Origin of the sequence: Streptomyces sp. NPDC096079, assembly GCF_040303145.1 — a bacterium.
Lineage (GTDB): Bacteria > Actinomycetota > Actinomycetes > Streptomycetales > Streptomycetaceae > Streptomyces.
This window is the reverse complement of record NZ_JBEOST010000024.1, coordinates 80599-105510: the sequence shown is the minus strand read 5'-3', so window position 1 is coordinate 105510 and position 24912 is coordinate 80599. Positions and strand designations below refer to the sequence as shown.

At 72.2% G+C, this 24912-nt stretch carries 22 protein-coding genes and 3 pseudogenes; 8 read left to right on the top strand and 17 right to left on the bottom strand.

The annotated features are described in order from the left end of the window. Nucleotides 1-75 precede the first annotated feature (75 nt). Nucleotides 76-2247, top strand: a complete 2172-nt coding sequence (locus ABTY59_RS32685) for a serine/threonine-protein kinase (RefSeq protein WP_352022721.1) — start codon at nt 76-78, stop codon at nt 2245-2247. Nucleotides 2248-2523: 276 nt separating this feature from the next. On the opposite strand, the gene ABTY59_RS32680 is transcribed toward ABTY59_RS32685, so the two are convergent. From ABTY59_RS32680 to mmsA, 4 genes and pseudogenes are all read right to left on the bottom strand, one after another. Further along, entirely contained in the window at nt 2524-2853 is a 330-nt protein-coding gene (locus ABTY59_RS32680) for a hypothetical protein (RefSeq protein WP_352022720.1), read from the bottom strand. 11 nt (nt 2854-2864) lie between these two features. Further along, nucleotides 2865-3974 carry a substrate-binding domain-containing protein gene (locus tag ABTY59_RS32675; protein ID WP_352022719.1) on the bottom strand — a complete coding sequence of 370 codons (1110 nt, stop codon included), beginning with the start codon at nt 3972-3974 and terminating at the stop codon, nt 2865-2867. An 86-nt stretch (nt 3975-4060) separates the two neighbouring features. Continuing rightward, entirely contained in the window at nt 4061-5341 is a 1281-nt protein-coding gene (gene mmsB, locus ABTY59_RS32670; protein ID WP_352022718.1) for a multiple monosaccharide ABC transporter permease, read from the bottom strand. Continuing rightward, nucleotides 5338-6828, bottom strand: a pseudogene (mmsA, locus tag ABTY59_RS32665) (multiple monosaccharide ABC transporter ATP-binding protein); the annotation flags it as partial. The pseudogene mmsA and the gene mmsB, both read right to left, overlap by 4 nt. Before the next feature lie 287 nt (nt 6829-7115). Here mmsA and ABTY59_RS32660 point away from each other — a divergent pair. Continuing rightward, the gene (locus tag ABTY59_RS32660) at nt 7116-8360 is read left to right on the top strand and encodes an ROK family transcriptional regulator (protein ID WP_352022717.1); all 1245 of its coding nucleotides are present in this window, start codon (nt 7116-7118) and stop codon (nt 8358-8360) included. 157 nt (nt 8361-8517) lie between these two features. Here the strand turns inward: ABTY59_RS32660 and ABTY59_RS32655 are convergent, their stop codons facing one another. The 7 genes from ABTY59_RS32655 to ABTY59_RS32625 all read right to left on the bottom strand — a co-directional run bounded on the left by ABTY59_RS32655 (nt 8518) and on the right by ABTY59_RS32625 (nt 14941). Continuing rightward, entirely contained in the window at nt 8518-9684 is a 1167-nt protein-coding gene (locus ABTY59_RS32655) for a pentapeptide repeat-containing protein (protein WP_352022716.1), read from the bottom strand. 230 nt (nt 9685-9914) lie between these two features. After that, nucleotides 9915-11327 (bottom strand): HAMP domain-containing sensor histidine kinase, encoded by a 1413-nt coding sequence (locus ABTY59_RS32650; protein ID WP_352022715.1) that lies wholly within the window; start codon nt 11325-11327, stop codon nt 9915-9917. A 205-nt stretch (nt 11328-11532) separates the two neighbouring features. Next, nucleotides 11533-12111 (bottom strand): hypothetical protein, encoded by a 579-nt coding sequence (locus ABTY59_RS32645; RefSeq protein WP_352022714.1) that lies wholly within the window; start codon nt 12109-12111, stop codon nt 11533-11535. Between the two features lie 167 nt (nt 12112-12278). Next, entirely contained in the window at nt 12279-13061 is a 783-nt protein-coding gene (locus ABTY59_RS32640) for a cytochrome c biogenesis CcdA family protein (RefSeq protein ID WP_352022713.1), read from the bottom strand. Next, nucleotides 13058-13651, bottom strand: a complete 594-nt coding sequence (locus ABTY59_RS32635) for a TlpA family protein disulfide reductase (RefSeq protein ID WP_352022712.1) — start codon at nt 13649-13651, stop codon at nt 13058-13060. The genes ABTY59_RS32640 and ABTY59_RS32635 overlap by 4 nt, the downstream gene beginning before the upstream one ends. Further along, nucleotides 13651-14460: a thioredoxin family protein gene (locus ABTY59_RS32630; protein ID WP_352022711.1), complete on the bottom strand. Its 810-nt coding sequence runs from the start codon at nt 14458-14460 to the stop codon at nt 13651-13653. The genes ABTY59_RS32635 and ABTY59_RS32630 overlap by 1 nt, the downstream gene beginning before the upstream one ends. A gap of 259 nt (nt 14461-14719) precedes the next feature. After that, the gene (locus ABTY59_RS32625; RefSeq protein WP_352022710.1) at nt 14720-14941 is read right to left on the bottom strand and encodes a hypothetical protein; all 222 of its coding nucleotides are present in this window, start codon (nt 14939-14941) and stop codon (nt 14720-14722) included. Here ABTY59_RS32625 and ABTY59_RS32620 point away from each other — a divergent pair. Together ABTY59_RS32620 and ABTY59_RS32615 are read left to right on the top strand one after the other, a co-directional pair. Then, nucleotides 14934-15260 (top strand): hypothetical protein, encoded by a 327-nt coding sequence (locus ABTY59_RS32620; protein WP_352022709.1) that lies wholly within the window; start codon nt 14934-14936, stop codon nt 15258-15260. The two genes, ABTY59_RS32625 and ABTY59_RS32620, sit on opposite strands and share 8 nt — an antisense overlap. Nucleotides 15261-15644: 384 nt before the next feature. Then, nucleotides 15645-16475, top strand: a complete 831-nt coding sequence (locus tag ABTY59_RS32615; protein WP_352022708.1) for a CAP domain-containing protein — start codon at nt 15645-15647, stop codon at nt 16473-16475. Nucleotides 16476-16483: 8 nt separating this feature from the next. Here the strand turns inward: ABTY59_RS32615 and ABTY59_RS32610 are convergent, their stop codons facing one another. From ABTY59_RS32610 to ABTY59_RS32600, 3 genes and pseudogenes are all read right to left on the bottom strand, one after another. Next, nucleotides 16484-17191 (bottom strand): response regulator transcription factor, encoded by a 708-nt coding sequence (locus ABTY59_RS32610; protein WP_352022707.1) that lies wholly within the window; start codon nt 17189-17191, stop codon nt 16484-16486. 143 nt (nt 17192-17334) lie between these two features. Beyond that, nucleotides 17335-17550: pseudogene (locus tag ABTY59_RS32605) on the bottom strand (hypothetical protein); the annotation flags it as partial. 123 nt (nt 17551-17673) lie between these two features. Further along, on the bottom strand, nt 17674-18825 hold the full coding sequence (locus tag ABTY59_RS32600; RefSeq protein WP_352022706.1) for a S1 family peptidase: 1152 nt from the start codon (nt 18823-18825) through the stop codon (nt 17674-17676). A 458-nt stretch (nt 18826-19283) separates the two neighbouring features. Here ABTY59_RS32600 and ABTY59_RS32595 point away from each other — a divergent pair, with 458 nt between their 5' ends. Continuing rightward, nucleotides 19284-19625: a DUF5713 family protein gene (locus tag ABTY59_RS32595; protein WP_352022705.1), complete on the top strand. Its 342-nt coding sequence runs from the start codon at nt 19284-19286 to the stop codon at nt 19623-19625. On the opposite strand, the gene ABTY59_RS32590 is transcribed toward ABTY59_RS32595, so the two are convergent. Next, on the bottom strand, nt 19579-20082 hold the full coding sequence (locus tag ABTY59_RS32590; protein WP_352022704.1) for a transposase: 504 nt from the start codon (nt 20080-20082) through the stop codon (nt 19579-19581). The genes ABTY59_RS32595 and ABTY59_RS32590 overlap by 47 nt on opposite strands. Nucleotides 20083-20429: 347 nt before the next feature. On the opposite strand from ABTY59_RS32590, the pseudogene ABTY59_RS32585 reads away from it, so the two are divergent. Then, nucleotides 20430-20525, top strand: a pseudogene (locus tag ABTY59_RS32585) (IS5/IS1182 family transposase); the annotation flags it as partial. 51 nt (nt 20526-20576) lie between these two features. On the opposite strand, the gene ABTY59_RS32580 reads toward ABTY59_RS32585, so the two are convergent. Next, nucleotides 20577-21341, bottom strand: coding sequence for a maleylpyruvate isomerase family mycothiol-dependent enzyme (locus ABTY59_RS32580; RefSeq protein ID WP_352022703.1), 765 nt, complete (start codon nt 21339-21341; stop codon nt 20577-20579). Between the two features lie 490 nt (nt 21342-21831). Between ABTY59_RS32580 and ABTY59_RS32575 the strand changes: the two genes are divergently transcribed. After that, nucleotides 21832-22851, top strand: a complete 1020-nt coding sequence (locus ABTY59_RS32575) for a hypothetical protein (protein ID WP_352022702.1) — start codon at nt 21832-21834, stop codon at nt 22849-22851. Nucleotides 22852-22864: 13 nt separating this feature from the next. Then, nucleotides 22865-23950, top strand: coding sequence for a hypothetical protein (locus ABTY59_RS32570; RefSeq protein ID WP_352022701.1), 1086 nt, complete (start codon nt 22865-22867; stop codon nt 23948-23950). Between the two features lie 263 nt (nt 23951-24213). On the opposite strand, the gene ABTY59_RS32565 is transcribed toward ABTY59_RS32570, so the two are convergent. Then, nucleotides 24214-24849 carry a TetR/AcrR family transcriptional regulator gene (locus ABTY59_RS32565; protein WP_352022700.1) on the bottom strand — a complete coding sequence of 212 codons (636 nt, stop codon included), beginning with the start codon at nt 24847-24849 and terminating at the stop codon, nt 24214-24216. Nucleotides 24850-24912: the final 63 nt, after the last annotated feature.

The following is a 24912-nucleotide window of genomic DNA, read 5'->3' as shown; positions in this document are numbered from 1 at the left end:
TCGACGGGAGGATCGGTCGCCGATCGAAACCGTCCGGCCCATCGCTGCGGGGCGGTTGGGCTACCCTCCTTCCTCGTGGATCAGTTGACCGCCGAAGACCCGCCGCGCATAGGCCCCTACCGCCTCATCGCCCGCTTAGGCGCCGGCGGCATGGGCCGCGTCTACCTCGCCCGCTCCGAAGGCGGGCGCACGGTCGCGGTCAAGGTCGTGCAGACCGAGTTCGCCCAACACGCCGAATTCCGCTCGCGGTTCGCCCGCGAGGTCACCGCGGCGAAGCGGGTCGGTGGGCTCTGGACCGCGGCCGTGCTCGACGCGGACACGGACGCGGAGACGCCCTGGGTCGCGACGCAGTACATTCCCGGACCCGATCTGCACGCCGTCGTGGCCGAGCAGCACGGGCCCTTGCCCGAGCAGTCGGTGCGCGTCCTGGCCAACCGGCTCGCGCTCGCCCTGCGGGCCGTCCACGAGGCGGGCCTCGTCCACCGCGACCTCAAGCCGTCGAACGTCCTGGTCACCGTGGACGGGCCCCGGGTCATCGACTTCGGCATCGCCCGGGCGCTGGACAGCATCAGCGGGGACAGCCTGCAGACCCGCACCGGCATGGTGATCGGCTCGCCGGGCTTCATGTCTCCGGAGCAGGTGCGCGGGCTCCATGTCACCGCAGCCTCCGATGTGTTCTGCCTGGGCTCCGTCCTCGCCTACGCGGCCACGGGGCGCCAGCCCTTCGGGGCGACCGGCCACGGGCTGCACGCCCAGCTGTTCCGGGTCGCCGAGGAGGAGCCGGACCTGGAGGGGCTGCCGGAGGCGCTCCTCCCACTCGTACGGGAATGCCTGAGCAAGGACCCGGCCCGACGCCCCACGCCGGAGCAGGTCGCCGCCCGCACCGCCACGGACGGCGCCGGCGAATGGCTGCCGGGCGCGTTGCTGGGGCGTCTGGGGCGACACGCCGCACAGCTGCTGGACTTCGACCCGCTGCGCCCGCACACGGCCCTCGTGCCGGGCCAGGCCCCCGCTCCACCGACGCCTGCCCGGCCCGCGCCCGCGGCACCGCAGCCCGCACAGACGCCCGCGGCACCGCAGCCCGCACAGACGCCCGCCGCGCCACACCCCGCGCAGACGCCCACGGCACCGCAGCCCGCACAGACGCCCGCCGCACCGCGCCGCGCGCGTCCGTCCGCCGCACCCCAGCCCGTGCCGGCTCCCGCATCACCTCCGCCCGTCCAAGCGTCTGAAGCATCCCCGCGGGACGCGCTCGCGCAAGCGCCAACGGTGGGACCGGGACGCGCCGAACCGGCAGGCTCCTTCGGTCCGGCGCAGCCCCCGGGCCGGCCGCGTCGCCCGGCCGTCGTGGCGGGGGTGGCAGCCGTCGTGGTGCTCGTCACCGTCGGCGGACTGCTCGCGCTCCGCCCGTGGCGGGACGGCTGGCTCGGGCAGGCGGAATCACCGTCGCTGACCGCTCCGAAGGTGCTCCAGGGGAACTGGGAGGCGGCTCTCGATCTGAGGGACAAGGACGGCCTGCGCATAGAGGGGGTGACCGCGCGCCCGCTCATCGACGCCAAGGGCACCGCCGAGTACCTCCTGCTCAGCAAGGACCGGCTGTGTGTCTGGGACAGCACCATCACCGACTCCCGGAGCGACGCGATCAGGCTCGGTACGAGTCGGCTGAAGAGCGCGAGCCCCAGGTCCGAGGCGGAGCGCTGCGAGGACAACACCGATGACTACGGCCCTTCCGCCCCGGACGGTACCGGGGCGTTCGTGGCCTCGTGGAACGGAACGTACGAGTGGGAGGACGACACGGGCTACTACGACCACGGCAACGACGGGAAGACCGCCTACCAGCCCGACACGTTCATGAAGGCACCGTCCGCCGAGGGCGCGCTGCCGGAGATCTACCGGGGCTCATGGGGCGGGCGGGGGGAGGACGACACCTACCGCTTCGAGTTCACGATCGGCGAGGGCGCGACGAAACGCGACATCCGTCTCGTGTCCATCAGCGTGATGGGGGAGAGGTGCGTGTACAAGGCGCCGGTGTTCTCCCAGGATCCGGCCCGGATCCGCACCGCGCCCGCGGAGCTCGCCGACAGCGAGCAGCCCTTGGCCTGCGTCGAGAGCGCCCCCTCGCTGTCCATCTGGGACAGCGGGGACAAGAACAGGCGGAAGCTGTCGTACGAGCCCATCGGCGGCGCCGACACACCCCTCTTCGAATCCCGGCACTGGAGGGGACAGCTGACCGTCGCGAGCACCTGAGGCGTGGTGCAGAGGGCTTCGCACGACCGCGGGCGGTCGCCCGCCATCAGACGCCCCTGAAGCGGGGTGGGCGTCAACCCCGTGGCCGTGGCCTCGGGCGGGCCGTTCACGGGTTTCCGCGGTGCGGGATGAGCCCGTCGGGGCTCGTACGTGCCGACCCGGTCGATGGCGTCGACATGCTCTGCCATGGGCTCAGTCCCCCGCGTGGCGTCACGTCAACGGCATGCCTTCCCCGCCGCCGACCGCGACGATGCCGGGCCACCTGCGCCGTCGCTGTCAGCCCGCCGCGGTGAGTTCGCCGCTGAGGGACGTCCCGGCGATCGCGGCGGCGAGGGCGCGTCCGGCACGGTCGTACGCCGCGGCGGCCCGCGGGTCACCCGCACGGGCGGCGACCGTGGCGGCCGCGGCCGTCGGTGCGAAACCGGCGGGCGGCGCAGCGCCGGCCCGGTCGACACCGTGGCCGGGACGGCGAGCGCATCCCTTCTTCTCGCGGGCCTCGGGCGGGCGGGCATCCCGCGCCGGGGTTCGTCGGCGCTGCACCTGGTCCGCCCGCATGGCATGCCGTGGCGTCGCGCCCAGAGGGATGCCGCCGGGGCGCGACGCCACGGGCGGGTGTCCTACTGGGTGAGCGGGGCCAGCTTCGGGTCGTTGGCGTAGGACTCGGCCGCGTTCTCCTTGGTCACGATGACCGGCGGGAGCAGGTAGGCCGGGACGATCTTGGAGCCGTTGTCGTACGACTTCGTGTCGTTGATCTGCGGTTTGTCGCCCTTCTGCAGCGCCTTGATCATGTTGACGGTCTCCGCGACGAGCTTGCGCGTGTCCTTGTTGATGGTGGAGTACTGCACTCCGGCCATGATCGACTTCACCGACTCGGCCTCGGAGTCCTGGCCGGTGACGACCGGGACCGGCTTGCCGGCGCCCTTCACGGAGGTGAGGATCGCGCGGGCGAGCGTGTCGTTCGGCGACAGGACGCCGTCGAGCTGCCTGTCGCCGTTGTACGTGGAGGTCAGCAGCGAGTCCATGCGTTGCTGGGCGTTCTCGGCCTTCCAGCCCTGGACGGCGGTCTGCTTGATGTCCTTCTGGCCGGAGCCGACAACGATGTCACCCTTGTCGACGAAGGGCTTGAGGACACTCATCGCGCCGTCGAAGAAGACCTTCGAGTTGTTGTCGTCGGGCGAGCCGGAGAACAGCTCGATCGTCCACGGGCCCTTCGGCTTCCTGGCCTTCATGCCGTCGACGAGGGCCTGTCCCTGCAGGCGGCCGACCTTGAAGTTGTCGAAGGCGATGTAGTAGTCGACGTCACGGGTGTGGGTGATGAGGCGGTCGTAGGCGATGACGGTCGCGCCGGCCTGCTTGGCCTGGGCCACCTGGGTGGCGAGCTGCGAGGCGTCGGTGGCGCCGACGACGATCACCTTGGCGCCCTTGGTGACCATGGCGGAGATCTGTGACTGCTGGTCCGCGACGGTGGTCGAGGCACCCGCGTACTGCACGTCGGCCTTGAAACCCGCCGACTTCAGGCCGTCGGTGAACAGGTCACCGGCGAGCACCCAGTTCTCCGAGGTCTTCGACGGCAGGGCGACCCCGACGAGGGAGCCCTCCGCGAAGCCCTTGGCCTCGGTGCCGGCGGTGCCGGTGGAGCCCTCGCGTTCGTTGGAGCAGGCGGTGCCCAGGGCGAGCAGGGCGACGGCGCCGACCGCGGCGATGCTTCGGCTGGTGACTCTGCGCATGGTGACGGGAGCCTTTCGTGCGGTGTTGCCTCTACGGGGAGTGGTGCGGTGCGCCGCGGGCTCCGGCCCGCGCGGGCGTGGCGCGGTCAGCCGGCGACCAGCGTCTTGTCGGGGCCGGACGCCGGTGCGGCCGGATTCTCGCGGCGGAAGGGGCGCAGGAGCGCCCCGGTGATGGAGAAGCGGCCCCGGCGCTTGTTGTAGACGTCGAAGGCGACCGCGAGAAGGAGGACGAGGCCCTTGATGATCTGGACCATGTCGGAGCCGACGCCCTCCAGCTGGAGCCCGTTGTTGAGCAGCGCCATCACCAGGCCGCCGACGATCGAGCCGCTGACGGTGCCGAGGCCGCCGGAGACTGCCGCGCCACCGATGAAGACGGCCGCGATGGCGTCGAGTTCCCAGCTCAGGCCGTCCTGCGGGCCGGACGCCGCGGACCGTGCCACGAAGATCATGCCTGCCAGGGCGGCCAGTACGGACATGTTCATCATGACGACGAAGTTGACCCGCTTCAGCTTGACGCCGGACAGCTCGGCCGCGCGGGCGTTGCCGCCGACGGCGTAGATGTGCCGGCCGCCGATGGCGTTGCGGGTGTAGTACGAGTACGCGAGCACGAGGACGATCAGGATGATGCCGGAGACCGGCAGGCTGGTGCCGATGCGGCCGCCCGCGAAGCGCAGCGTCGCGAGGACGATGACCCCCAGCATCACCGCGAGGCGGATGCCCGTGATCCACGGGGGAGCCACGCCGGCGTTCATCTCGCGGCGGGTCCGCCGAGCCGTCGCCTCGCGCCACACCATGCCCGCGCAGGCGGCGAGACCGAGCAGCAGGGTCAGGTTGTTGTACCCGGTGTCCGGTCCGACCTCGGGCAGGAAGCCCGCCCCGATCGCCCGGAAGCCCTCGGGGACCGGGACCGTGTCGGCGTTTCCGATGTACTGGTTGCCGCCGCGGAAGAGCATCATCCCGGCCAGGGTGACGATGAAGGCGGGCACTCCCACGTAGGCGACCCAGAAGCCCTGCCAGGCGCCGATCAACGCGCCGACGAGCAGGCCGAGCGCGACGCCCACGGGCCACGGCAGCGCGTACGCCTCCATCGCCTTGGCGACCACGATGCCGGTGAACGCCGCGACCGAGCCGACCGACAGGTCGATGTGCCCGGCCACGATCACCATGAGCATGCCAATGGAGAGGATGAGGATGTAGGAGTACTGACTGACGACCGCGATGAGGTTCCCGGACGTCAGGGTCAATCCGCCGGTCCAGATCTGGAACAGCAGGACGATCGCCACTAGGGTGAAGATCATCCCGAACTGGCGGCTGTGGGAGGCGGTTCCTCCGAAGAGGTTCTTCCGCAGGTCTTGGATTCGGTTCATGAGCTCGGGCTCTTCTTCGTCGCGGTCATCTGCTTCATCAGCACTTCGGGGTCGGCGTCGCGGCGCGGGACCTCGCCGGTGATCGCGCCTTCGAACACCGTGTAGACGCGGTCGCACAGGCCGATGAGTTCGGGCAGCTCCGAGGAGATGACGATCACGCCCTTCCCCTCGCTCACGAGCCGCTGGATGATCCCGTAGATCTCGTACTTGGCGCCCACGTCGATGCCGCGGGTCGGCTCGTCGAGGATCAGGAGGTCCGGGTCCGTGAACATCCACTTCGCCAGGACGACCTTCTGCTGGTTGCCGCCGGACAGCTTGACGACACCCTCGTCGACGCTGGGGGTCTTGATCCGCAGGCTCGTGCGGTACTCCTCGGCGACGCGGTACTCGCGCACCGGATCGATGACCCCGCGGCCGGCGACCTTCGACGGCTTGGCGGCCACGATCGAGGTCTTGATGTCGTCCAGCAGGTTGAGGCCGACGGACTTGCGGTCCTCGCTGACGTACGCCAGACCGTGCCGGATGGCATCCGCCACCGACTTCAGCCGGATCTCCTCGCCGTCCTTGAAGACCCGTCCGGACAGGTAGGTCCCGTAGGAGCGCCCGAACAGACTCATCGCGAGTTCCGTGCGCCCGGCTCCCATGAGGCCGGCGAAGCCGACGATCTCGCCGCGCCGGACATGGAAGGTCGACCCCTTGCACACGAGCCGTTCGTCCGAACTCGGGTGCCGCACCGTCCAGTCGCGGACCTCGAAGAAGATCTCGCCGATCTCGGGCGTGCGGTCGGGGAACCGGCTGCTCAGCTCGCGGCCGACCATGCCGCGCACGATCCGGTCCTCGTCGACGCCGTCCGCCCTGACGTCGAGCGTCTCGATGGTGCGGCCGTCACGCAGGATCGTGATGCTGTCGGCGATCGCCTCGATCTCGTTCAGCTTGTGCGAGATGATGATCGAGGTGACGCCCCGCTCCCGGAAGCCGCGCAGCAGGTCGAGCAGGTGCCGGGAATCGTCCTCGTTGAGGGCCGCGGTCGGCTCGTCGAGGATGAGCAGCTTCACGTCCTTCGCGAACGCCTTCGCGATCTCCACGAGTTGCTGCTTGCCGACGCCGATGTCCTTGATCAGCGTGTCGGGGTCCTCCCGGAGTCCGACCCGCTCCATCAGTGCGAGCGCGCGGCTCCGGGCGGCCTTCCAGTCGATGCCCCCGCGCCTGCGCGGCTCGTTGCCGAGGAAGATGTTCTCGGTGATCGACATGCCCGGCACCAGTGCCAGCTCCTGGTGGATGATGACGATCCCGGCATCCTCGCCGGCCCGGATGTCGTCGAAGCGCATCCGCTCGCCGCGGTAGACGATCTCGCCCGAGTAACTGCCGTACGGGTGAACGGCGCTCAGCACCTTCATGAGGGTGGACTTGCCGGCGCCGTTCTCCCCGCAGATCGCGTGGATCTCGCCGTCCCGGACGACCAGGCTGACATCGGTGAGCGCGCTGACGCCGGGGAAGGTCTTGGTGATCGACCGCATCTCCAGAACGGCCGGGGTCTCGGTCACGGGCCGACCTCGGCACTGCACGGGCCGCGCCGAGCGCACGCGGCCGGGCCTTCCGGAATACGGGGTTTCGTGGACATCTACCTTGCCTCCGATGGCACTGCGCGGTGCCTCGTGTGCGGGGTGACGGATGTGTGACCCGGACACTAAATCCATTTGTTTTACTTAGTCAACGCCCAGGAGAATGTTGCCCAGGAGAATGTTGGTCAGGGGTAATGCAGAGAGGACCGTGCGTGCGGCAGGCAGGAACCAACCTCCCGAAGGTGGGGCGTTACAACCAGGCGGTCGTCCTCGACCAGATCCAGCTGGCCGACGGGATCAGCCGGGTGGAGATCGCCGAGCTGACCGGCCTCACCCCGCAGACGGTCTCCGGCATCGTGCGCCGCCTCCTCGACGAGGGCATCGTCAGGGAAGACGGGGCCAGCCGGGTCTCCAGCGGTGGGAAGCCCCGCACCACGCTGCGGCTCAACGCGGAGGCGGGCAGCGCGGTCGGGCTGCACTTCGACCCCATCGAACTGACCTGCTCCGTGGTCGACCTGGGCGGACGCCCGCTGGTGGTCAGGAAGCGCCCCACCCCGCCCAGCAACGACCCGTCCCGCGTGGTGACGGCGATGGCCGAGCTGGTCGCCGACGTGCTGGACGAGGCCGCCGTGCCGCGCGAGAAGGTGCTCGGCCTGGGCCTCGCGGCCCCGGGGCCGATCGACCAGGAACACGGCACCATCGTCACCCCGCCGCAACTCGCGCACTGGACGCGGGTACCCCTGAAGCGGATGCTGAGTGATGCCACGGGCCTCCCGGTGACCCTCGACAACGACGCCACCGCCGCCGCGGTCGGCGAGCGCTGGTCCGGAGCGGGCAAGGGGGTCGCGAACTTCGCGTACTTCTTCTTCGGTACCGGCATCGGCGGCGGTCTGATCCTCAACCACCAGGTGTACAGGGGTGGTTCGCTGAACGCGGGAGAGTTCGGCCACTCGTCCGTGCTGCCCGACGGGCCGGAGTGCTACTGCGGCAACAGGGGCTGCCTGGAGCGGCTGGTCAATCCCTCGGCGATCGTCGCCGAGGTGCACCGCCGGCTCTCCGCCCGGCCGCGCGGCGAGAGCGAGCTGACGCAGGCCTTCGACCGGGATCCGGCATCGGTCGACCACGCCTCGATCCGGCTCGCCGCCGCGGCCGGCGACCCCGTCGCCGCGGCCGTCGTCGACGAGGCCGCGGAGCACGTCGCCTCGGTCGCCGTCAGCATCGCCAACTTCATCGACGTGGATCTCATCGTGCTCGGGGGCCACGGCATCCAGCACGTGGAGTCGCGGTACGTCGACGTCGTCGCCTCGGCCCTGGCGACCAGGCCGCTGTCCCGCGGTATCCGCGTCGTCGAGGTCACGGCGTCCCCGCTCTGTACGGACGCCGCCGTCGTGGGTGGCGCCGCCCTCGTACTGCACTCGACGTACTCGCCCCAGCTCTCCGCCCTGCTGGCCGACTGATCGCGAGGGGCTCTTCTTCCCGGTCCGGCAGTTCCGTCCGGCCTCCCTCCCGGCGATGAGGGCGCGCTCTCCGGCGCACGGGCCCGGCTGAGTACGTCATCCCGCGCCGGACGAGTCAGGGCGCGGTGCGGCAGTTCCGTCCGGTGTCCGGATCGAGCTACGCGGTCGGCGCGCCCGCGGTCATGCGGCCGAGGTCGCTGACGTCGGCGAAAGTGGCACCCTCGAAGATCACCGGACAGTCGGTGAAGTGTGCGAGGAGGCCGACGAGGGCACCCTCGAAGCGCGCCTGGCCGAAATGCAGCTGACCGCCGCTGAAGGCGGCGTCCTGGAAGTCGATTCGGCCGCTGCGGAACGTGCTGGAGACGAAGCCCACCGCGCTTCCGGAAAAGGCTGCTCCCACGAACGAGACGTCTCCTCCGCTGAACGTGGTGCGTGCGAAGTCGACCGAGCTGCCGGCGAAGGCCGCCTCCTCGAAGCTGACGAACCCTCCGCTGAACGTCGCGCCGGCGAAACTGACCGGGCTGGTGGCGAAGGCGCAGCGCTCGAAGGAGACGTTGGCGCCCCGGAAGGAGCAGTCGCCGAAGTCGATCCCTCCGGTGTCGAACGCGGTGTCGGTGAAGCTGATGTTGCCGCCGCTGAACACGGCGCCCGCGAAGCTCACATACCTGCCGTCGAACACGGTGCTGGTGAGGTCGAGGTCATGACCTTGCCAGGAGTGCGGGTGGCCGGTGTCGAGGCGGAGATGGTCGCGGATGAGACGGATGATGGTGTGCCGGACCTCTCGCAAGGCGAGGTACTCGTGCCGGGCGGCGGTATCGCCGTCGGGAAGTTGCCCCTCGGGGGTGTAGGGGAGACGGAGATACGCGCACAGGACGTCGATGCACGTCTGACGCAGCTCGGGGGAGGGAGCGTCGTCTGCGAGGCCGGCGAGGGCGTGGACGCCACCCAGGCGTACGGCAGGGGACACCTCCCCGAGTTGTGAGACGGCGGTCGTGAATCGCTCGTTGTGCAGACGGGTGGCGTCGCGGACGGCGCCTTCCTCGTCAACCCGTTGGCGACGGTAGGCAACGATGAGAGCGACCAGCGCCCCGGCTCCGGCGACGACGCCGAAGGACAGCTTCACCAGGTCGAAGAGCGTCGTGGAGTCGAGGCGCCGCTCGGTCTTGATGCCCTGCACGCCGAGTAGGTGCCATCCCGAGTAGAACACGGAGCCGGCCACGGTGATGGCGGTGAGGAACGCGAGGACGAGCACAAGGCCGACGGGCCACAGGCGCAGGCCCGGCCGTCCCGCCGCCCTACGCCGGTTCGTCTGGGGGGAGTTCACACTGTGACGCGACGCGAGAAGCCGCTGGACGGTTGCAGCTCGTGCTCAGCCGACCCGGTGGTGCGCCGGCGCAGGGGCGGATTCCGTCAGTCTCCGGCGCCCCGTGGGGTCCCCGCGACGACGGCGACGGAGGCCGTCCTCCCGGCGGGCGGACCTCGGCAATGTCCCCATGGCACAAGCCTTCTCCCGCGCCCGGCGGCCACCGTGGCGAGCGGCAACTCCCCGGGCCGTCAGTCGCCCGCCGCGCCCGGCGCCGTCCGAGCCGCGGCCGTCCTTCGGCCCCTGCGGCGCGAGCGCGGACGGCCCGGCGCCGGGCTCGTCGACAGCCGGAACGTGACCGCCACGCGGGCACCGCCCAGGGGGCCGCGCGTGATGCGGACGGCGCCCCGGGCGGCGAGCGCCGCGCGACGGGCGATGTCGAGACCGAGGCCGGTGGAACCCGTACTCCCGCCGCGGGCGAGGGCTCCGTCCGGGTCGGCGATGCCGGGGCCCGCGTCATGAACGGTCAGTTCCACGGTGTGGGCGGTGCGGCACACGGAGACCTCCAGGGCGGTGCCCCGGGAGGTGTACCGGAAGACGTTGCCCACGAGCGCGTCCACGACGGCCGTGATGTCCGCCTCGGGGAGGCAGACGGGGGTCGTCTCGTCCGTGATCTGCAGGCTGCAGGGACGGTCCTGCTGACCCGCGAGCACGGCCCAGAAGGCCGCGCGCCGACGCACCACGTCGGCGACCTCGCAGCGGTCCCCGCCCTCCCGCGGCCCGTCGGGCGACTCCTCGCCCCGCAGCGCCCGGCCCATCGGGCCGACGGCGAGCGGCGTGCGGGCCTCGGCGATGATCGCGTTGAGCTCCCGCTCCAGTTCGGCGACGGCCGTCTGGATGCGTCCGGTGTCGGCGCTCGGCGCGATCCGCTCGACCGCCAGGTGCAGGGCGGTCAGCGGGGTGCGGAGCCGGTGGGACAGGTCCGCGACCAGTTCCCGTTCGACGGCGAGCAGATCCGTCATGCGGTCGGCCATGGTGTTGAAGGCCGCGCCCGCCTCCTTCAGCTCCGGCGGCCCCTTCGGCTGCACGCGGGTGTCGAGGTTGCCCGTGCCGAGCCGGCGTGACGCCTCGGCCAGCCGCTTGGCCGCCGTGACGACGGCGGAGCCGAGGCGGTCCGCGACCAGGACGGAGCCGCCGAGCAAGGCGACCGCGAGACCGGCCATGACGCTCCACGACAGGACGACGCCGCGGGTCAGGTCGTCGTCGGGCACGAAGTTCTCCACCACCGCGACCCGGTCCTGGGGCAGGATCACCGGCTGCAGGTAGATCCAGCCGCCGGGCACGTCCCGGGAGATGGACTCGCGTTCCTCCTCGGCCCGGCCCAGCAGATCCGGCGGCGCGTGCCCCGCGCCGCCGACCGTGCTGTGGTCCGGCAGATGGATCACCATGTGCTCGGCCGCGCGCAGCCCCGCCCCCGCCTCGCGCAGCTCGGCCGCGTCCGTGGTGAGGGCCAGGATCGGCGCCATCGCCGCCGCGCTCTGCTCGGCCGCCGTGATGCTCTGCTCGCGGGCGAGCGACATCACGAGCAGCCCCAGCGGGATCAGGAACGACAGCGCGACCATGGAGGTGACGGCCAGGGCCACCCCCGCGAGGGAGCGCCTCACCGCGGGGCCCCGGGTTCGGCGCGGTGTCTTCGGGGCCCTGGGTTCACGGGTGCGGCGCTCCAACGGGTAGCCGTGCGCCGAGCGCCACGGTCGGGGGATGCGGGTCCGGGGTCCGGGCGACGGGCCGCCGGAGGGTCTCCCGGTACGACGTCCTCCGGGAGCGGCGCATGCCGTCACCGGCCCCGTGATCCGGGACGACGGGCCGTCAGGAGGTGCCGAACGACAGGCCGTCCTCGCCGGTGCGCAGGGGCACCGCCCGGTCGGCCACCGGGATCGTACACCCCTCGGTCGAACTGCAGCTCGCATAGCCGATCAGCACCTTCGCCTCGCCCGGCGCGGTCGCCCGGATCGGCAGCGTCACCGTGACGGGGCCGTCGGGGTAGACCGGTACGGCGGCGCGCACGCCCGGCACCGTGATGCTCTTGACCGGCTTGTCCACCGTCACCTCACCGGCGGTGGCGACCGAACCGACGGGACGGACCTCGGTCGGCCGTCCCACCCCTTCGACGCCCTCGGCGGGGAGCGCGGTGCTGTAGAGGTGGAAGCCGGCTTCGTCGGGCGTGAACGTGGCGACCAGGGTCCCCGCGTCGGACGTCCAGTCGGCCACGCTCAGCCGGACGGTGACGCCGTTCTCGTTGAACTCCGTCACGGCGGCGGCGCGCGCCGGCGCCGACTCCTGGCCGCAGCCGGTCAGCGACGCGGCGGCCAGCAGGGCGGCCGCCGCCCAGGCGAGGCGCGTGCGCACGGCGCGGGGCAGGCGGCGGGCCGGGTGGGGGGAGGGCATGGGGTGTCTCATGTCGTCTTCACGGGTCTTTCTCGTGGGTTCGGGGAGGTGGGCCGCACGCCGGGGGCGCGACCGGCCCTCTCGGGTACGGGGGAGCGGAGCCGTCCGGTGCGCAGGGGGAGCCGGGCCCTGCCGGGCGCGGGGCGGTGGCACTCGGGTACCGGTGCTCACAGGGCCGCGGTCGTGCCCTGCAGTCTCACCTGCAACGCGTACACCAGGTCGGTCCACAAGCCGGTGACCAGCAGGACGCCCACGACGACCAGAAGCGCGCCGCCGGCCCGCATGACGGTCCCGTGGTGGTTCCTGACCCATCGGAAGGCGCGCAGGGCCCGCCGGAAGGCGAGTGCGGTGACGAGGAAGGGCGCGCCCAGCCCCAGGCAGTAGCAGACCATGAGGAGGGCGCCGCGCCCGGCGCTGGCCTCGTTCCAGGCCAGGGCCTGCACGGCGGCCAGGGTCGGCCCGATGCACGGGGTCCAGCCCACGCCGAAGACGACGCCCAGCAGGGGCGCCCCGGCCAGGCCGAAGGACGGCCGGCGGCTGCTGCGCAGCTCGCGCTGCGTGAAGCCGGGCAGCCAGCCCGCGAACGCGAGGCCCATGACGACGGTGAACAGGCCGAGGACCAGCGTGATGCCGTCCTGGTAGGCGAGCAGGTTGCGCCCGACGAAGCCGAACAGGGCGCCCCCGGACACCAGGACGCCGCTGAAACCGAGCACGAACAGCGCCGCTCCGGCGACCATCCGCCCGCGCCGCCCGCCGTCCGCCTCGGCCAGGTCGGACACCGACAGGCTCGTGACGTAGCTCAGGTAGCCCGGGACGAGCGGCAGGACGCACGGGGAGAGGAAGGACACCAGGCCCGCCGCCACGGCCACCGGCACGGCGAGGAGCAGGGTGCCCGACACCGCGCCGGCGGCCGGCCCGGCGGCGAGCGCCGCCCACGTGGGGCCGGTCATGCGGCCTCCCCGGCGACCCGGTCCACCAGGGGCTCGAGCCGCGCGCGGGTGACCGGCCCGGAGACGGCGACGGCGATCCGGCCCTGCCGGTCGATGACCAGCGTGGAAGGGATGGCCTGCGGGTTGAGCAGCGCGGGCGGGAAGGCCAGGAGGAGCTTTCCGTCGGGATCGTGGATGCTCGGGTAGCGCAGACCGTACGTCTTCTCGAACTCCCGGGCCGGCCCGGTGGAACGGTCGCGGACGTTGATCCCCAGGACGTCCACGCCGCGCGGCGCCGCCGCACCGCGCAGCGCCTCCAGGTCGGCGGCCTCGGCGCGACAGGGGGCGCACCAGGAGCCCCACACGTTCAGGACGACGACCCTCCCGCGGTACGAGCGCAGCGCCAGATCCCGGCCCGTGAGGTCCCGGCCGGAGGTGTCGGGCGCGGAAGGGCGTTCGGCGACCGGCAGCACCGCCGCGGTCTCGACGGTGACCGCTCCCGGCGCGCGGTCCCCCGCCACGGCGCCCCCGCCGCAGCCGGTGGCCGCCAGTGCCAGGAGGAACAGGGCGACCGTCGCCGACGCGCCGCGTCCGCCGCCGCGGGCCGTCATCAGGCCCACTGCCGCAGGAACGCGCCGAGGCCCGTCTCGGTCAGCTCGGGGTTGCCGGTCGAGTGCGTCTCGGTCACCACCTTGCCGTTGCCGTCGAGGACGACCAGGACGGGCATCTTGTACGCGCCCTCGCCGGAGCAGTAGTCGCGCAGGAGGTCGAAGGCCGAGGAGTCCTGGCTGCCGATGTCGACCTTGACCACGTGGTACGAGTCGTCCAGGAGCGCCCCCACGCCGCTCGTGGCGAACACCCGGTCGGCGGCCTTGCAGTTGCCGCACCAGTTGGCGCCGAAGTCGATCAGCACCTTCCTGCCGTCTGCCTTGGCGGCGGCGACCGCGGCCTTGACGGCCCCACGGGCGTCCGCGCCGGTCGGGTAGCCGCTGGTGAAGCCCGAGGACCCGGAGACGGGAGCGCTCTTCTTCACGGCGGGCCTGGTCGGGGCGGGAGCGGCGGTCGTCCTGGCGGGGCGGGGGGCGGCCTTGGTCGTCGCCGCGGGGTGCTTGGCCACGGGCGAGGAGGCGGGTGAGGAGACGGAAGGGCTCGGCCGGGACGTCGGCGGGACCGACGTCGCGGCGGCGGTGGGGGAGGTGGACGCCGTCGCCGCCTCCATGGGGGCCGGAGCGCCGGTGCCCTGGTCGGCGGGCGCGTCCGGGGCCGCTGCCACGGACACGTTCTGCGCCGCGTCGTTCTTCGAGCCGCCCACTCCGCAGGCCGTGGCGACGGCGGCGGAGGCGACCGTGAGGGAGACGGCCGAGAAGCGGACGAGGCCCTGGATGCCGGAGGTGCGTTGTTTGCGCCGGTGTGCGGCCATGACGGATCAACCCCTTGTGTCGGTGAGCTCTCCGGGGCCTGGAGGCGGCCGGTGCCGGAGCGGGCGCAGGACGCGGCCCGGCGTCCTGTCCGCCGGGGCCGGAGCGATCGTCCTGACCGACCGTGAGCCTAGGTGCCGAAAACGCGTCCCGGACCGTCCTGATGCCACCCATCAGGCACGCTTAAGGAACTGCTCATGTTCGTGACCGCAAGCCCTCCACCAGGGGATCTCCGGCCGTCCGCGGCGCCCGCCCGAGGACTCACAACCGGGTCTCGCGCACGCTGGCCCGTGCCGTCGGCACGACGGTCGCCGTGATCTGCGAACGGTGGTCGTCGCTGGTGAAGACGACCACCAGCGTGCCGGGATCGCTCTGACCGGTGCTCGTGCGGAACCCCGGGTCGGGAACGGCCGAGACGAAGCACACGCTGTCGCGGCCGTACTGGACGGTGACCTTGCCCCCTTCGGAGGGAACCGTGTGCAACCCGGGACCGCCGCTGCACTTCGCACCCGACGGCCGGGGCGTGGACGGGACGGGCGCCCGCGTGGCCGAGGGCGACGGTGAGGGCGTACGGGGGGTCGGCGGCGGTGACGCGGGGGACGCGGTCGTGGTGGGGGGCGCGCTCGGCGTGGTCGCGACGGACGAGGCCGGCACCCCGACGAGGACGGACGGAGAGGGGTACACCGCCTGGACCGACCGCGCGGCGGGCGGGGTCGGTCGGGTCAGGCCGATGACGAAGTACACCGTGAGCATCACCGCGGTGACGCTGGCCGCGGTGCACGACAGCCATATGAGGAGATAGCGCAGGAGGCGTGGCACCGCATCAGTGTGGCCGACGCCCGGCGCACCACCCACGCCGCCTTCGTTCTCCGTGAGGTCCGCCCCGCGGCCCGACCGCGGCCGGGCCGAACCTGAGCTGATGCTTAGGTCCTCCTGAGCGCTTCCCTCAGACGGCGTCTTCGCAGCTCCGGCACGCCTACGCTCCCGTCACGGCAACCGGCGGACCTTCTCTCCGGAACGGAACCTCCGGAACGGGACCCCCGGAACGGAACCTCCGGAACGGGACCCCCGGAACGGAACCTCCGGAACGGAACCTCCGGAACGGAACCCCCGGAAACGGAACCCCCGGAACGGAATCCCCGCATCCGTACCCCCCCGTAACCGAACCCCTTGGAGGGAAACCGAGATGAGCTCCCGAGCCGCCCACGGCCGTCGTGGACACCGGGCCCCGCGTCGCCCGCGCGTCACAGCCGCCGCGGCGGGCCTCAGCGTCCTGGCCGTCGCCGCCGCCTGCCTGGCAGGCGCCGCACTCCCCGGCTCCGCGCACGACCAGGCCGAGTCCGTCGCCATGGGCGGCGACTCGCCCGACCCGACGCCGACCACCGGGCCGCCGACCACCGCGTCGCCGACCGCACCGACGTCCCCGTCGGCCGCCCCGCACACCCTGACGACCCTCTCCACCATGCCGACGACACCCTCGGCCACCCCACCGCCCTCGGCCACGGCCAAGGCGGCTGGGTCCTCCGCGTCCCCGGGCGCGCGGAAGCCCAGGCCCGCGCCCCCGGCGACCACGAAGCCCCCGGCCACCGCGAAGCCGTCGGCCACCGCGCCCGGCAGCGGGACGCGTCCGGCGGGCGGCGCCGAGGCCGAGGAGGTCGTACGCCTCGTGAACGTCGAACGCGCCGCGGCGGGCTGCAAGGCCCTGACGGTCGACGCGGACCTCACCGAGGCGGCCCAGGAGTACACCGACGACATGGCCGCCACCGGCAACTTCTCCCACACGGGAACCGACGGCTCCCAGCCGCAGGACCGCATCGAGGCGGCCGGATACACCTGGTCACGGTCCGGGGAGAACATAGCCAAGGGACAGGCCGACGCGGCCGCCGTCATGGACGCCTGGATGCACAGCCCCGGCCACCGGGCCAACATCCTCAACTGCGGCTTCACCGAGATCGGCGTCGGCGTCAGCACCGACGGAGGCCCCTGGTGGACCCAGGACTTCGGCACTCCCTCCTGAGCCCCTGCTCAGTGCGGCGCCACCAGCTTGATGCCCACCCCGCGCACCGTGCGCAGATAGCGCGGTGCCGAGGCCCGCTCGCCGAGCTTGCGGCGCAGCGCCGAGACGTGCACGTCGATCGTCTGGTCCTCGATGTAGGCCTCCTGCCAGACCTCCGCGAGCAGCCGGTGCCGGGACACCACCGTGCCGGCGTGCCGGGCGAGGAAGGCCAGCAGGTCGAACTCCCGGCGCGTGAGGACCAGTTCACGTCCCGCCAGATAGGCCGAACGGGCCGGCGGGTCCACGGTCAGCTCACCGACCGTCACCGGACTCGACGGATCGGCGGGTGGGGCCTGCCCGGCGACCGGGGCGGGGACCGCGGTGCGCCGCAGCACCGCCGAGAGCCGGGCCAGGAGCTGTGCCCCGGAGAACGGCTTGACGAGGTAGTCGTCGGCGCCCGCGTTCAGGAGCTTGACGATCTCGCTCTCGTCGTCGCGGGCGGTCGCGACCACCACGGGCACGTTCGAGATCCCGCGGATCATGCGCAGCGCGTCGCCGCCGTCGAGATCGGGCAGGCCGAGGTCCAGTACCACCGCGTCCAGCGAGCCCTGCGCGACCTCGCGCAGCGCGCCGAAACCGTCGCCCGTGCTGCGCACCGCATGGCCGTGCTCCGCGAGGATCTCCATCAGCGAGGCACGGATGCTGGGGTCGTCTTCGACCACGAGTACGCAGGGCATGGCGGACACCCTACAACCGGCCGTCCGCCCTCCGGACTGCCCTCACAGGTCCCGGTTCGGCCCTGCCGGGGCGGGGCCGTACGGTGCTGAGGGCCGGCCGTGCCGCACGGCCGGTCAGGCCGCTGCTTCCCGTGCCTGACTCCTCAGGAACGGGGACCGCAGGAGGCGCGGCGGGCCGTCGCGGGCTCGACGCGGACGAGGGTGGATCGGTGTCGTCGGACGGGCCCGTTGGTGTTCGCCCGCAGGGTGAGGGTGACGCGGGCACCGACGGCCAGTTCGCCGACGGACCACTGCCCGGTCTCCGGAACGTAGGCACCGGTGCTCGCGTCGGCGGACAGGAAGACGAGCCCGTCCGGGAGCCGGTCGGTGACGCCCGGCGCGGGGTACGCCCGGCCGGGGTCGGCCGCGAGGGCCGAACGGCAGCCGCACGGAGGGTCCTTCCGGGCGTTCGAGCGCGGAAGGACCCGGTCGCCGTGCCGACCTCAGGCGGTGTGGAGCCGCAGGCCGTACCGGGCGAGGATCTCGTTGACCGGCTGGAACCACGTCTCGCCCCCGGAGGAGCAGTTGCCCCAGCCGCCGGAGGTGACGCCCTGGGCCTGGTCGCCGCTGAGGAACGAGCCGCCGGAGTCGCCGCCCTCGGCGCAGACGCTGGTCTTGGTCATCTGGTACACGGCGCCCTGGCTGTAGTTGACCGTCTCGTTCTTGGCCAGGACCGCGCCGCAACGCCAGTGCGTGGTCGAACCGGAACGGCAGATCGAGGCGCCCACCGGGGCCTCGGACGAGCCGCGGACCAGCTGGTCGGGGATGGTGCCCCAGCCCAGTACGACGGGCACGGTCCACCAGCCGCTGTGGATCGAGACGTACGCGTAGTCGTCGCCGGGGAACGACGAACCCTGGAAGGTGCCCATCGCGGACCCGTCCCAGCCGCGCACCGCCGCGCCGGCCTGCCCGCAGTGCCCCGCCGTCACGAAGCCCCCGTACACGGAGAAGCCGATCGAGCAGCGGACGTTTCCGGTGTAGTACGGGTCACCGCCGACGGTTCCGGCCGCGTACGTGCGGGGCGCCCGTGCCGTCTCGGCGACGGTGACCGGGCCGCCGGTCCGGGCCCGGGCCACGAAGGCCCGGACGCCAGGGGTCTGCCGCTCGGAGCGCACGACGTCGACCACGATGCTGTTGGTCCTCGGGTCGACGTGCCAGCCGGCCACTCCCGCGGGCGCGTGGAGCGTGTCCAGGCGGGCCTTGGCACGGTCAAGGGCGGCGGCGCTGTGCCGGACGAGGCGGGTGTCGGCACCCAGTGCTCGTACGCCCGCCTCCTTGGCGCGGTCGGTCACGGCGACGACCAGCCGGCCGGTCGCAGGATCGAACCACGAGCCGCCGTAGGCGGCGCCGGTGCGCTGACGGGCGGCCTTCTCCACCTCGACGGCGGCCTTCTCGGCGTTCAGCCGGTCCTCGGCCTCGGCCGCCGTGAGCCCGAGGTCCCGGCGCATGGCATCGAGCAGTCCGGCCGAGGCGGACGCCGCGGGGGCGGGCTCAGGAAGCGGGGCCGCGCTCGCCACGCCGGAGTGGGCGGCACCGAGGCCGACCGTCAGAAGCAGGGCGGCGACGGCGGCGCGCAGGGGGGTGGTGCGTTTCACGGGACCTCCTGGTGTGGCGCGGACAACGATTGAGAGCGCTCTCAACGAGCAGCCGCGGCCACGTTATCCGCCTCGGCTTGTCAGGTCCATACCAAGTTCCGGCCGTGTCCCGGCAGCGTCGGACGACCGCTCCCGGGCATGGAGAGCCCGGGACCGCGCACCTGTGCCCGAGGCCCGGGGGATCCCCGTGGGCGCCAGGCGGCCGAGGTCGAGGTGCCCGGCGGCGAACAGAGCCGGGCGCGACACCTACTGGCGCCCACCGACGCGCCAATTGCCCCTGGGGCTCGCGAAGGTGCGCCACTCACCCGTGCATGCAAGCGGTATCGACCGCAGGATCATTCGCTGGGGCCTGTGGTGAAAGTCCTGGTCGTGTGAGGTCTGGCATCCATGGGAACGTCGCTGTCAGTGGCGCTGTGCATGATCGGCGCGTCAGCTTTTCGCGGAGGTAGGGAAGTGTCATGCCGATCACAAACCAGCAGGTAGAGGGACATACATTCCTGCGGCAGATGTACGACGACTCGTACTTCCCTGATCACGTGGTCGATCGGGGAAAAGCGATCCTGCTGCGGCTGTGCGAGCGCATCGAGGCCGAGCGGCCGTCGGAGCTGGAGAGCTTGTATGCACTCACCCAGGCTGCGACGGAGGAGTTCAACCTGCTGGACAGGGAGTTCGTGGCGGCCGGAAGTGAGATCGAGACGGTGGCGCGGGAGTGGATCTGTGACGAGTTCTGCTTCGTCGCGTCGGCATACGAGTTCACGGAAGCGGATGCAGCGGAGCTGACGGCTGGCCGAGACTGGTGAACCAGGACGGGAGAGCTACCTCTGTTCGCAGCCACTCGTTGATGGCCGCGACGAGCACGGTCGACTCGTAGCGGACGGCGAGCTTGTCGTACCGGGTAGCGACGGCGCGGTGTCTCTTGAGTCGGTTGATCCCGCACTCGACCGCGTGGCGCTGGCGGTAGTCGGCGGTGGTGAACCCGCCGCGTGAGCGGCCCAGGTCGGCCGAGGACTGCAGGCGGGTGAGGATCCGCTGCCAGGTTCCGTTCCGCTGCCACCGGCGGAACAGGTCGTAGACCCGGTTCCACGGGCCGTACTCGACGGGGATGTCCCGCCACGGAACGCCGGTCCGGACACGGAACCGTACGCCGTCGATCAGCTGCCTCAGAGGCCGGACGGGCGGCCGCCCCGCCCTGGTGCCCCTCGGCAACAGCGGGTCCAGCGCCGCCCACTGTTCGTCCGTGAGATCTCCCCGACCCATGAGCCGTGATCATTCACAGCCCAAGATCCACTTTCGATACACCCCCTAGTGGGGCGTGGTCATACGCGCATGTCGTGCGACGTGGGTGGGCTCGGGTGGGCGCCGCCGCTCCTGGCCGTCCCGCAGGCCACGCCTCCTGTGCCGAGGCGGGCGCCTGGTGTCCAGCGTCGCCAGTCCGTGGTCCGAAGCTTGCTCAGACGAAGCCGCCGGCCGTGTGACCGCGACGCCGCAGCAGGGCGACTTCGGGCTGAGCTCCTCGTGTCGGCGGACTGCCCTGGGTGACCGTCACCGGAGAGCTCGCGTCTGTCCTGCCGTCATGCCTGCTCGGACCCCCGTGAGGCCAGTTCGTGGCTCTGCTGCCCGAACACGTCGACGCGCACCCGCATGGCTGCCGCAACCCGCGCATCCGGGACCGGACCGTGTTCGAGCACGTGATCGCCGCGCGACCCCGCTGAACGGCCGCCTCACCACCCGATGCCTCAAGTGAGTCGGGCTCAGCCCCAGTCCTGCAGCTGCTGGAGCAGGTCGGCGTCGCCCTCCATCCGCAGCGAGCCGGCCGGGATGCGCATGTACATGAGCAGGGCCATCTCGCTCGCCGTGCCGTAGACGGCGGCGGTGGGCTTGCTTTCCGCGGCCTCCGCCACGGTGAGGCGCGTGAAGCGGGAGCCGGCGGCATCCACCGTCTGGCGCCAGGAGCCGGCCTCGGCTGCGTGGTAGTCCATGGTGGCGGGCTCGCCCGGCCACGGGACCGTGCCGGTGCAGACGGTGGCGAGGAACTCCTCGATGGCGTCGCCCGCCTCGGTCGTCGGCAGCTCCTGCGGGGTACCGGAGGCCAGCTGGGCGTCGTAGGTGTGGATCAGCGACTCCGGGACGCGGCGGCGGGCCACGGCGGCCACCGTGTGCGGCGAGGCCAGCGGCTCCCACCAGGCCCAGCAGCCCCGGTCCGGGCCGGCCTCGCGCAGAGCGGTGAGCAGCTGCTCCGTCGAGTCGGCCAGCCAGGCGATGAGGGCCTCGCGCTCCCGGGGCGCCGCCAGCCCGTCCTTGCTCGGCCGCTCGTCGCCCGGCGCGGTGTTCAGCACGATGGAGGCCCAGAAGCGGTCACCCTCGCTGAGGTGGTTCGCCAGGTCGTACAGCGTCCAGCCAGGGCAGGACGGGACATCGGCGTCGAGGCTGGGGGCCGCGGCGACAGCGGCGCGAAACGCGGCGGACCGCTCGTCAATCATCCGCAGCAGGGTGGGGAATGGGGGATGCTCAGGCATGCTGATCTTGTATCACCCGGACCGGCGCTCTCGCACTCGACTTAACGGGAATGGATCCCCTCGCAGTTCGGTCCAGTCGTTCGCGCGCCTGACGGAGCGGCAACGTGCCGAACGGGGCAACGCTCAGGCAAGGGGTCTGGAACCAGTTCGGCCGGTGCGTGGTCCGGACTCCTGGAACTCCCATGCGGCCTGGCGCCATTGGCGTCGTCGACGCTCACTGTGACTTCGTTACGAAGACGACGCCGGCCGATCTTCCCGGCCGGCAGTCCGGCGCGCCGGGACGCCCCCTACAGCGCGTCCACCGTCGTGCGAGGGCCACGGCACGCAGCCGGACGGAGGCAGCCGGCGCGTGCACACCACTCCGGGATGCGGGGCTGGTCAGCCACCGGCGGTTCGCGCCGTCTCAGTCGGCGGCCGGGAACAGGGGTGGCGTGGGCAGCCCCTCCGGTGTGTGTCACGATCTCCCCCAACCTGTGGGGGGTGTTGCTGAATGGCGCAGGACATTGCGCTGCGGCCGGTGGTGGATCCGGCCCTCGAGGACTCGGAGCGCGCGCTGCTGGAGAAGTCCGCCGACGGACTCTTCCCCGCCACGCTGCCGCTGCCCGAGGAGCCGGGGCTGGGCGGCCGTACCAAGGCGGACATCTGGACGGCCCTGGGGGCCTCCGCGGTGTGCGCGCTCCTGCCGGTGACGATCCTGTGGGCGCTGATCGGCGTGTGGCCCGGCCTGGCCGTCGGGCTCGCGGCGCAGGCGGGGCTGATCTGGGTCGGGGTCCAGTTCGGGTTCGAGGCGTTCATCCTGACCGTCGTGGGCGTGCACCTGCTGGCCTGGCTGCTGATCGTCGTCCTCGGCTGCGGGACCGACGAGCGGCAGAGGGTGGCCCGGCTGCGCCACGGCCGCTACTACCTGGCCGAGGACTTCGGCGACGACTCCCTGCGCGAGCTGCTGGGCCACTCGCCGCTGCGCCGGATGGAGCGCGCCCAGGCCGCCGTGACGGCGGTGCTCCAGTCGCAGGTCGACCGGGACGGGCTGCTGGACGACATCGCCAACGACGTGACGCTGCCGGCCCAACAGTACGAGATCGCCCAGCGCCTGGCCGAGCTGACCCGGCTGGCGCGGAAGGTGCGCACCGCTGCCGGGGACGCCTCCGGCTCGCGGGTGGAGGAAGTGCTGCGGACTCAGCGGCAGGCGCTGCGGCTGTCGTCGCGCGCGCTGGAGGAGCGGGTGGAGGCACTGGAGCGGTACGCCGAGAACACCCGCGCGGCGGACGCGGCGTACCGCGAGTGGGAGGCCGTACGAGAGCTGGAGCAACTCGGCGAGGACATGTACGAGCTGGTGGTGAACACGGTGCGGGACGAGCTGGCCGTCGCCGAGATCGAGGGGCTCGCCGACCGGTCCCGGCTCCAGGACCTGCACCGGGTGCTGGACGAGGCGCGGGAGGCGGGGCTGCTGGCCACGCGGTTCGCCGACGAGCCGGCCGACCGCCGGTCCGGCGGCAGCGGCCGGGCGTGAGGGGGAGGACGACATGACGCAGGCATCCCAGCCGAGACGCGAGTTCCACTCCGGCCGTGGCAAGAAGACCTTCGAGCGGATCCCGGGCGGGTTCTACCTGGTCGGCGCCCTGGTGGTCCTCTTCGAGGTGGTCACGCTCGGCGCGGTGGGCCTGGCCCTGGCCGTCGGCGACCCGAGCGACGACGGGGCAACCCCGGACAAGGAACCCCGGCGGGTCGAGGTCACCTACATCGCGACGGGCGACCACCCCTCGGTGAACCTCACCGTCGGGGAGGCGAACGGCAACCACGAGCCCCACGGGGTCGTCATCCTGCCGTACCGCAAGACCGTCGAGCTGGCGGCGGGCGCCGACTTCTATCTGGACGTCAGAAGCCGCGAGGACCAGGAAGGGGGCACTCTCACGTGCACCGTGCTGGTCGGCGGCAAGGTGGTCCAGCAGGCGCACAGCACACCGGACTCCTCGTCCGCCACCTGCGCGGGCAGCACCGCGGACCCCCCGCAGCGGGGCATCCCCGTGCCCACTCTCACCCCCGGCGTCTCCCCGCTGCCCGAGGAGCGGCGGCTCACCGGGACCGTCAAGGTGCCGGACTACCCGGGCGAGGGCTCGCCGGTCATCGGCACCGTCACGGACTCCTCCCTGGAGTACGCGGAGTTGGGCGGCACGTGGGACCGGAGCAAGACGCTGGATCCGGTCTTCGATGGCTTCACCCGCAAGCAGGAGGGGCGCCAGCGCGCACTCGTGAAGTCCACGCAGGTCGACGAGGACATCATGGCCGCGGCCGGCGGCACCGGGGAGCTGCGGGGCGTGGCGGGCGCGGTGATGGACGAGCGGCGGCGCTACGAGTACCCCCGCGACCAGGCGATCCTGGTCGACGTCGCCTCGCAGCCGCTGAAGGTCGACGGACATGACGCCTGGCTGCTGGTCAGCGAGATCCACTTCCACAAACGCGGGGTGCCGTCCACGATGGACCTGAACGCGGTCCTCGTGGTCGACACCGGGCGGGTCCGCCCCTCGGTGCTGTGGGTCGTACTGCCGGAGACGAACAAGAAGCTCTGGCCGGACCTGAACACTCTGGTCGCATCCGTCCAGGTCCGCTGACCCACACCGATACGGGACGGGCCCGGGCGCGCGACGCGTCCCGGGCCCGTCCGGCAGAGCGCGACGCCGGCCGGGCACGGCATCGAGTCGGCGGCGACCAGGTCGACGAGCGCGTGTGGGGGACGTGCGACGAGGGTGCGGAGTTGTACGGCCCGCCAGGGCCGGCCACTCGTCGAGTCGGCAGTGGCGGCGGTCGGGATACCGTGGCGCACTCCGCCGCCTACAACGGGGCCCGGGCCTTTCTCTCGTCCGGACCTCCTCGGTCAGTTCCGGGGTGTCGGGTCGACCGCGAGCGCTGCGGCGACGGCGAAGAGGCGGGAGCAGCGCCGGGCCATGGCCTCCGGTGTCTCCTCGGGATGCTTGACCCACCAGCGGACGAGGGTGCCGACCAGGTCCGTCCAGACGTGGCGCAGTACATCGGCGTCCAGGGGGTCGGTGGATCCCGCGGCGCGCAGCAGCTCGGTGGTGCCGTCGGCCGCGAGCGTGTCGATCGCCGCCCAGTAGGCCGCCGCCGCCCGGGCGGCCTCGCCGCCGGGGGGCAAGGAGCGGTCGTAGAGGACGAACCACGCCTCCCTGCGCCCCTCCAGCGCGACGAAGATGCCGCTGAGGACCCGCAGGGGGGTGTCGGGGGTCGTCCCCTCCGCGCCCATGGCCGTGCGGATCGCGTCGAGCAGGCTGTCCCCGACGGGCGTCAGGCACGCGACGTACAGGTCTTCCTTGGTGCCGAAGTACTGGTGCAGCAGCGTCTTGGTGACCCCGACGCGTTCCGCGACGGCGGCGAGGGACGCGGCGGCGTAGCCGCGGCTTCCGAACTCCTGTGTGGCGGCTTCCAGCATCTGCCGGCGACGCAGGTGTTGAGGGACGCCCTTGGTGCCGGCTTTCGAGCGGGGGGTTGCCATGCATCGATATTATCAGTAAGTAATTTACCTCTTGGTAAGTTCACTCGCGACCTCTGGAGCGCC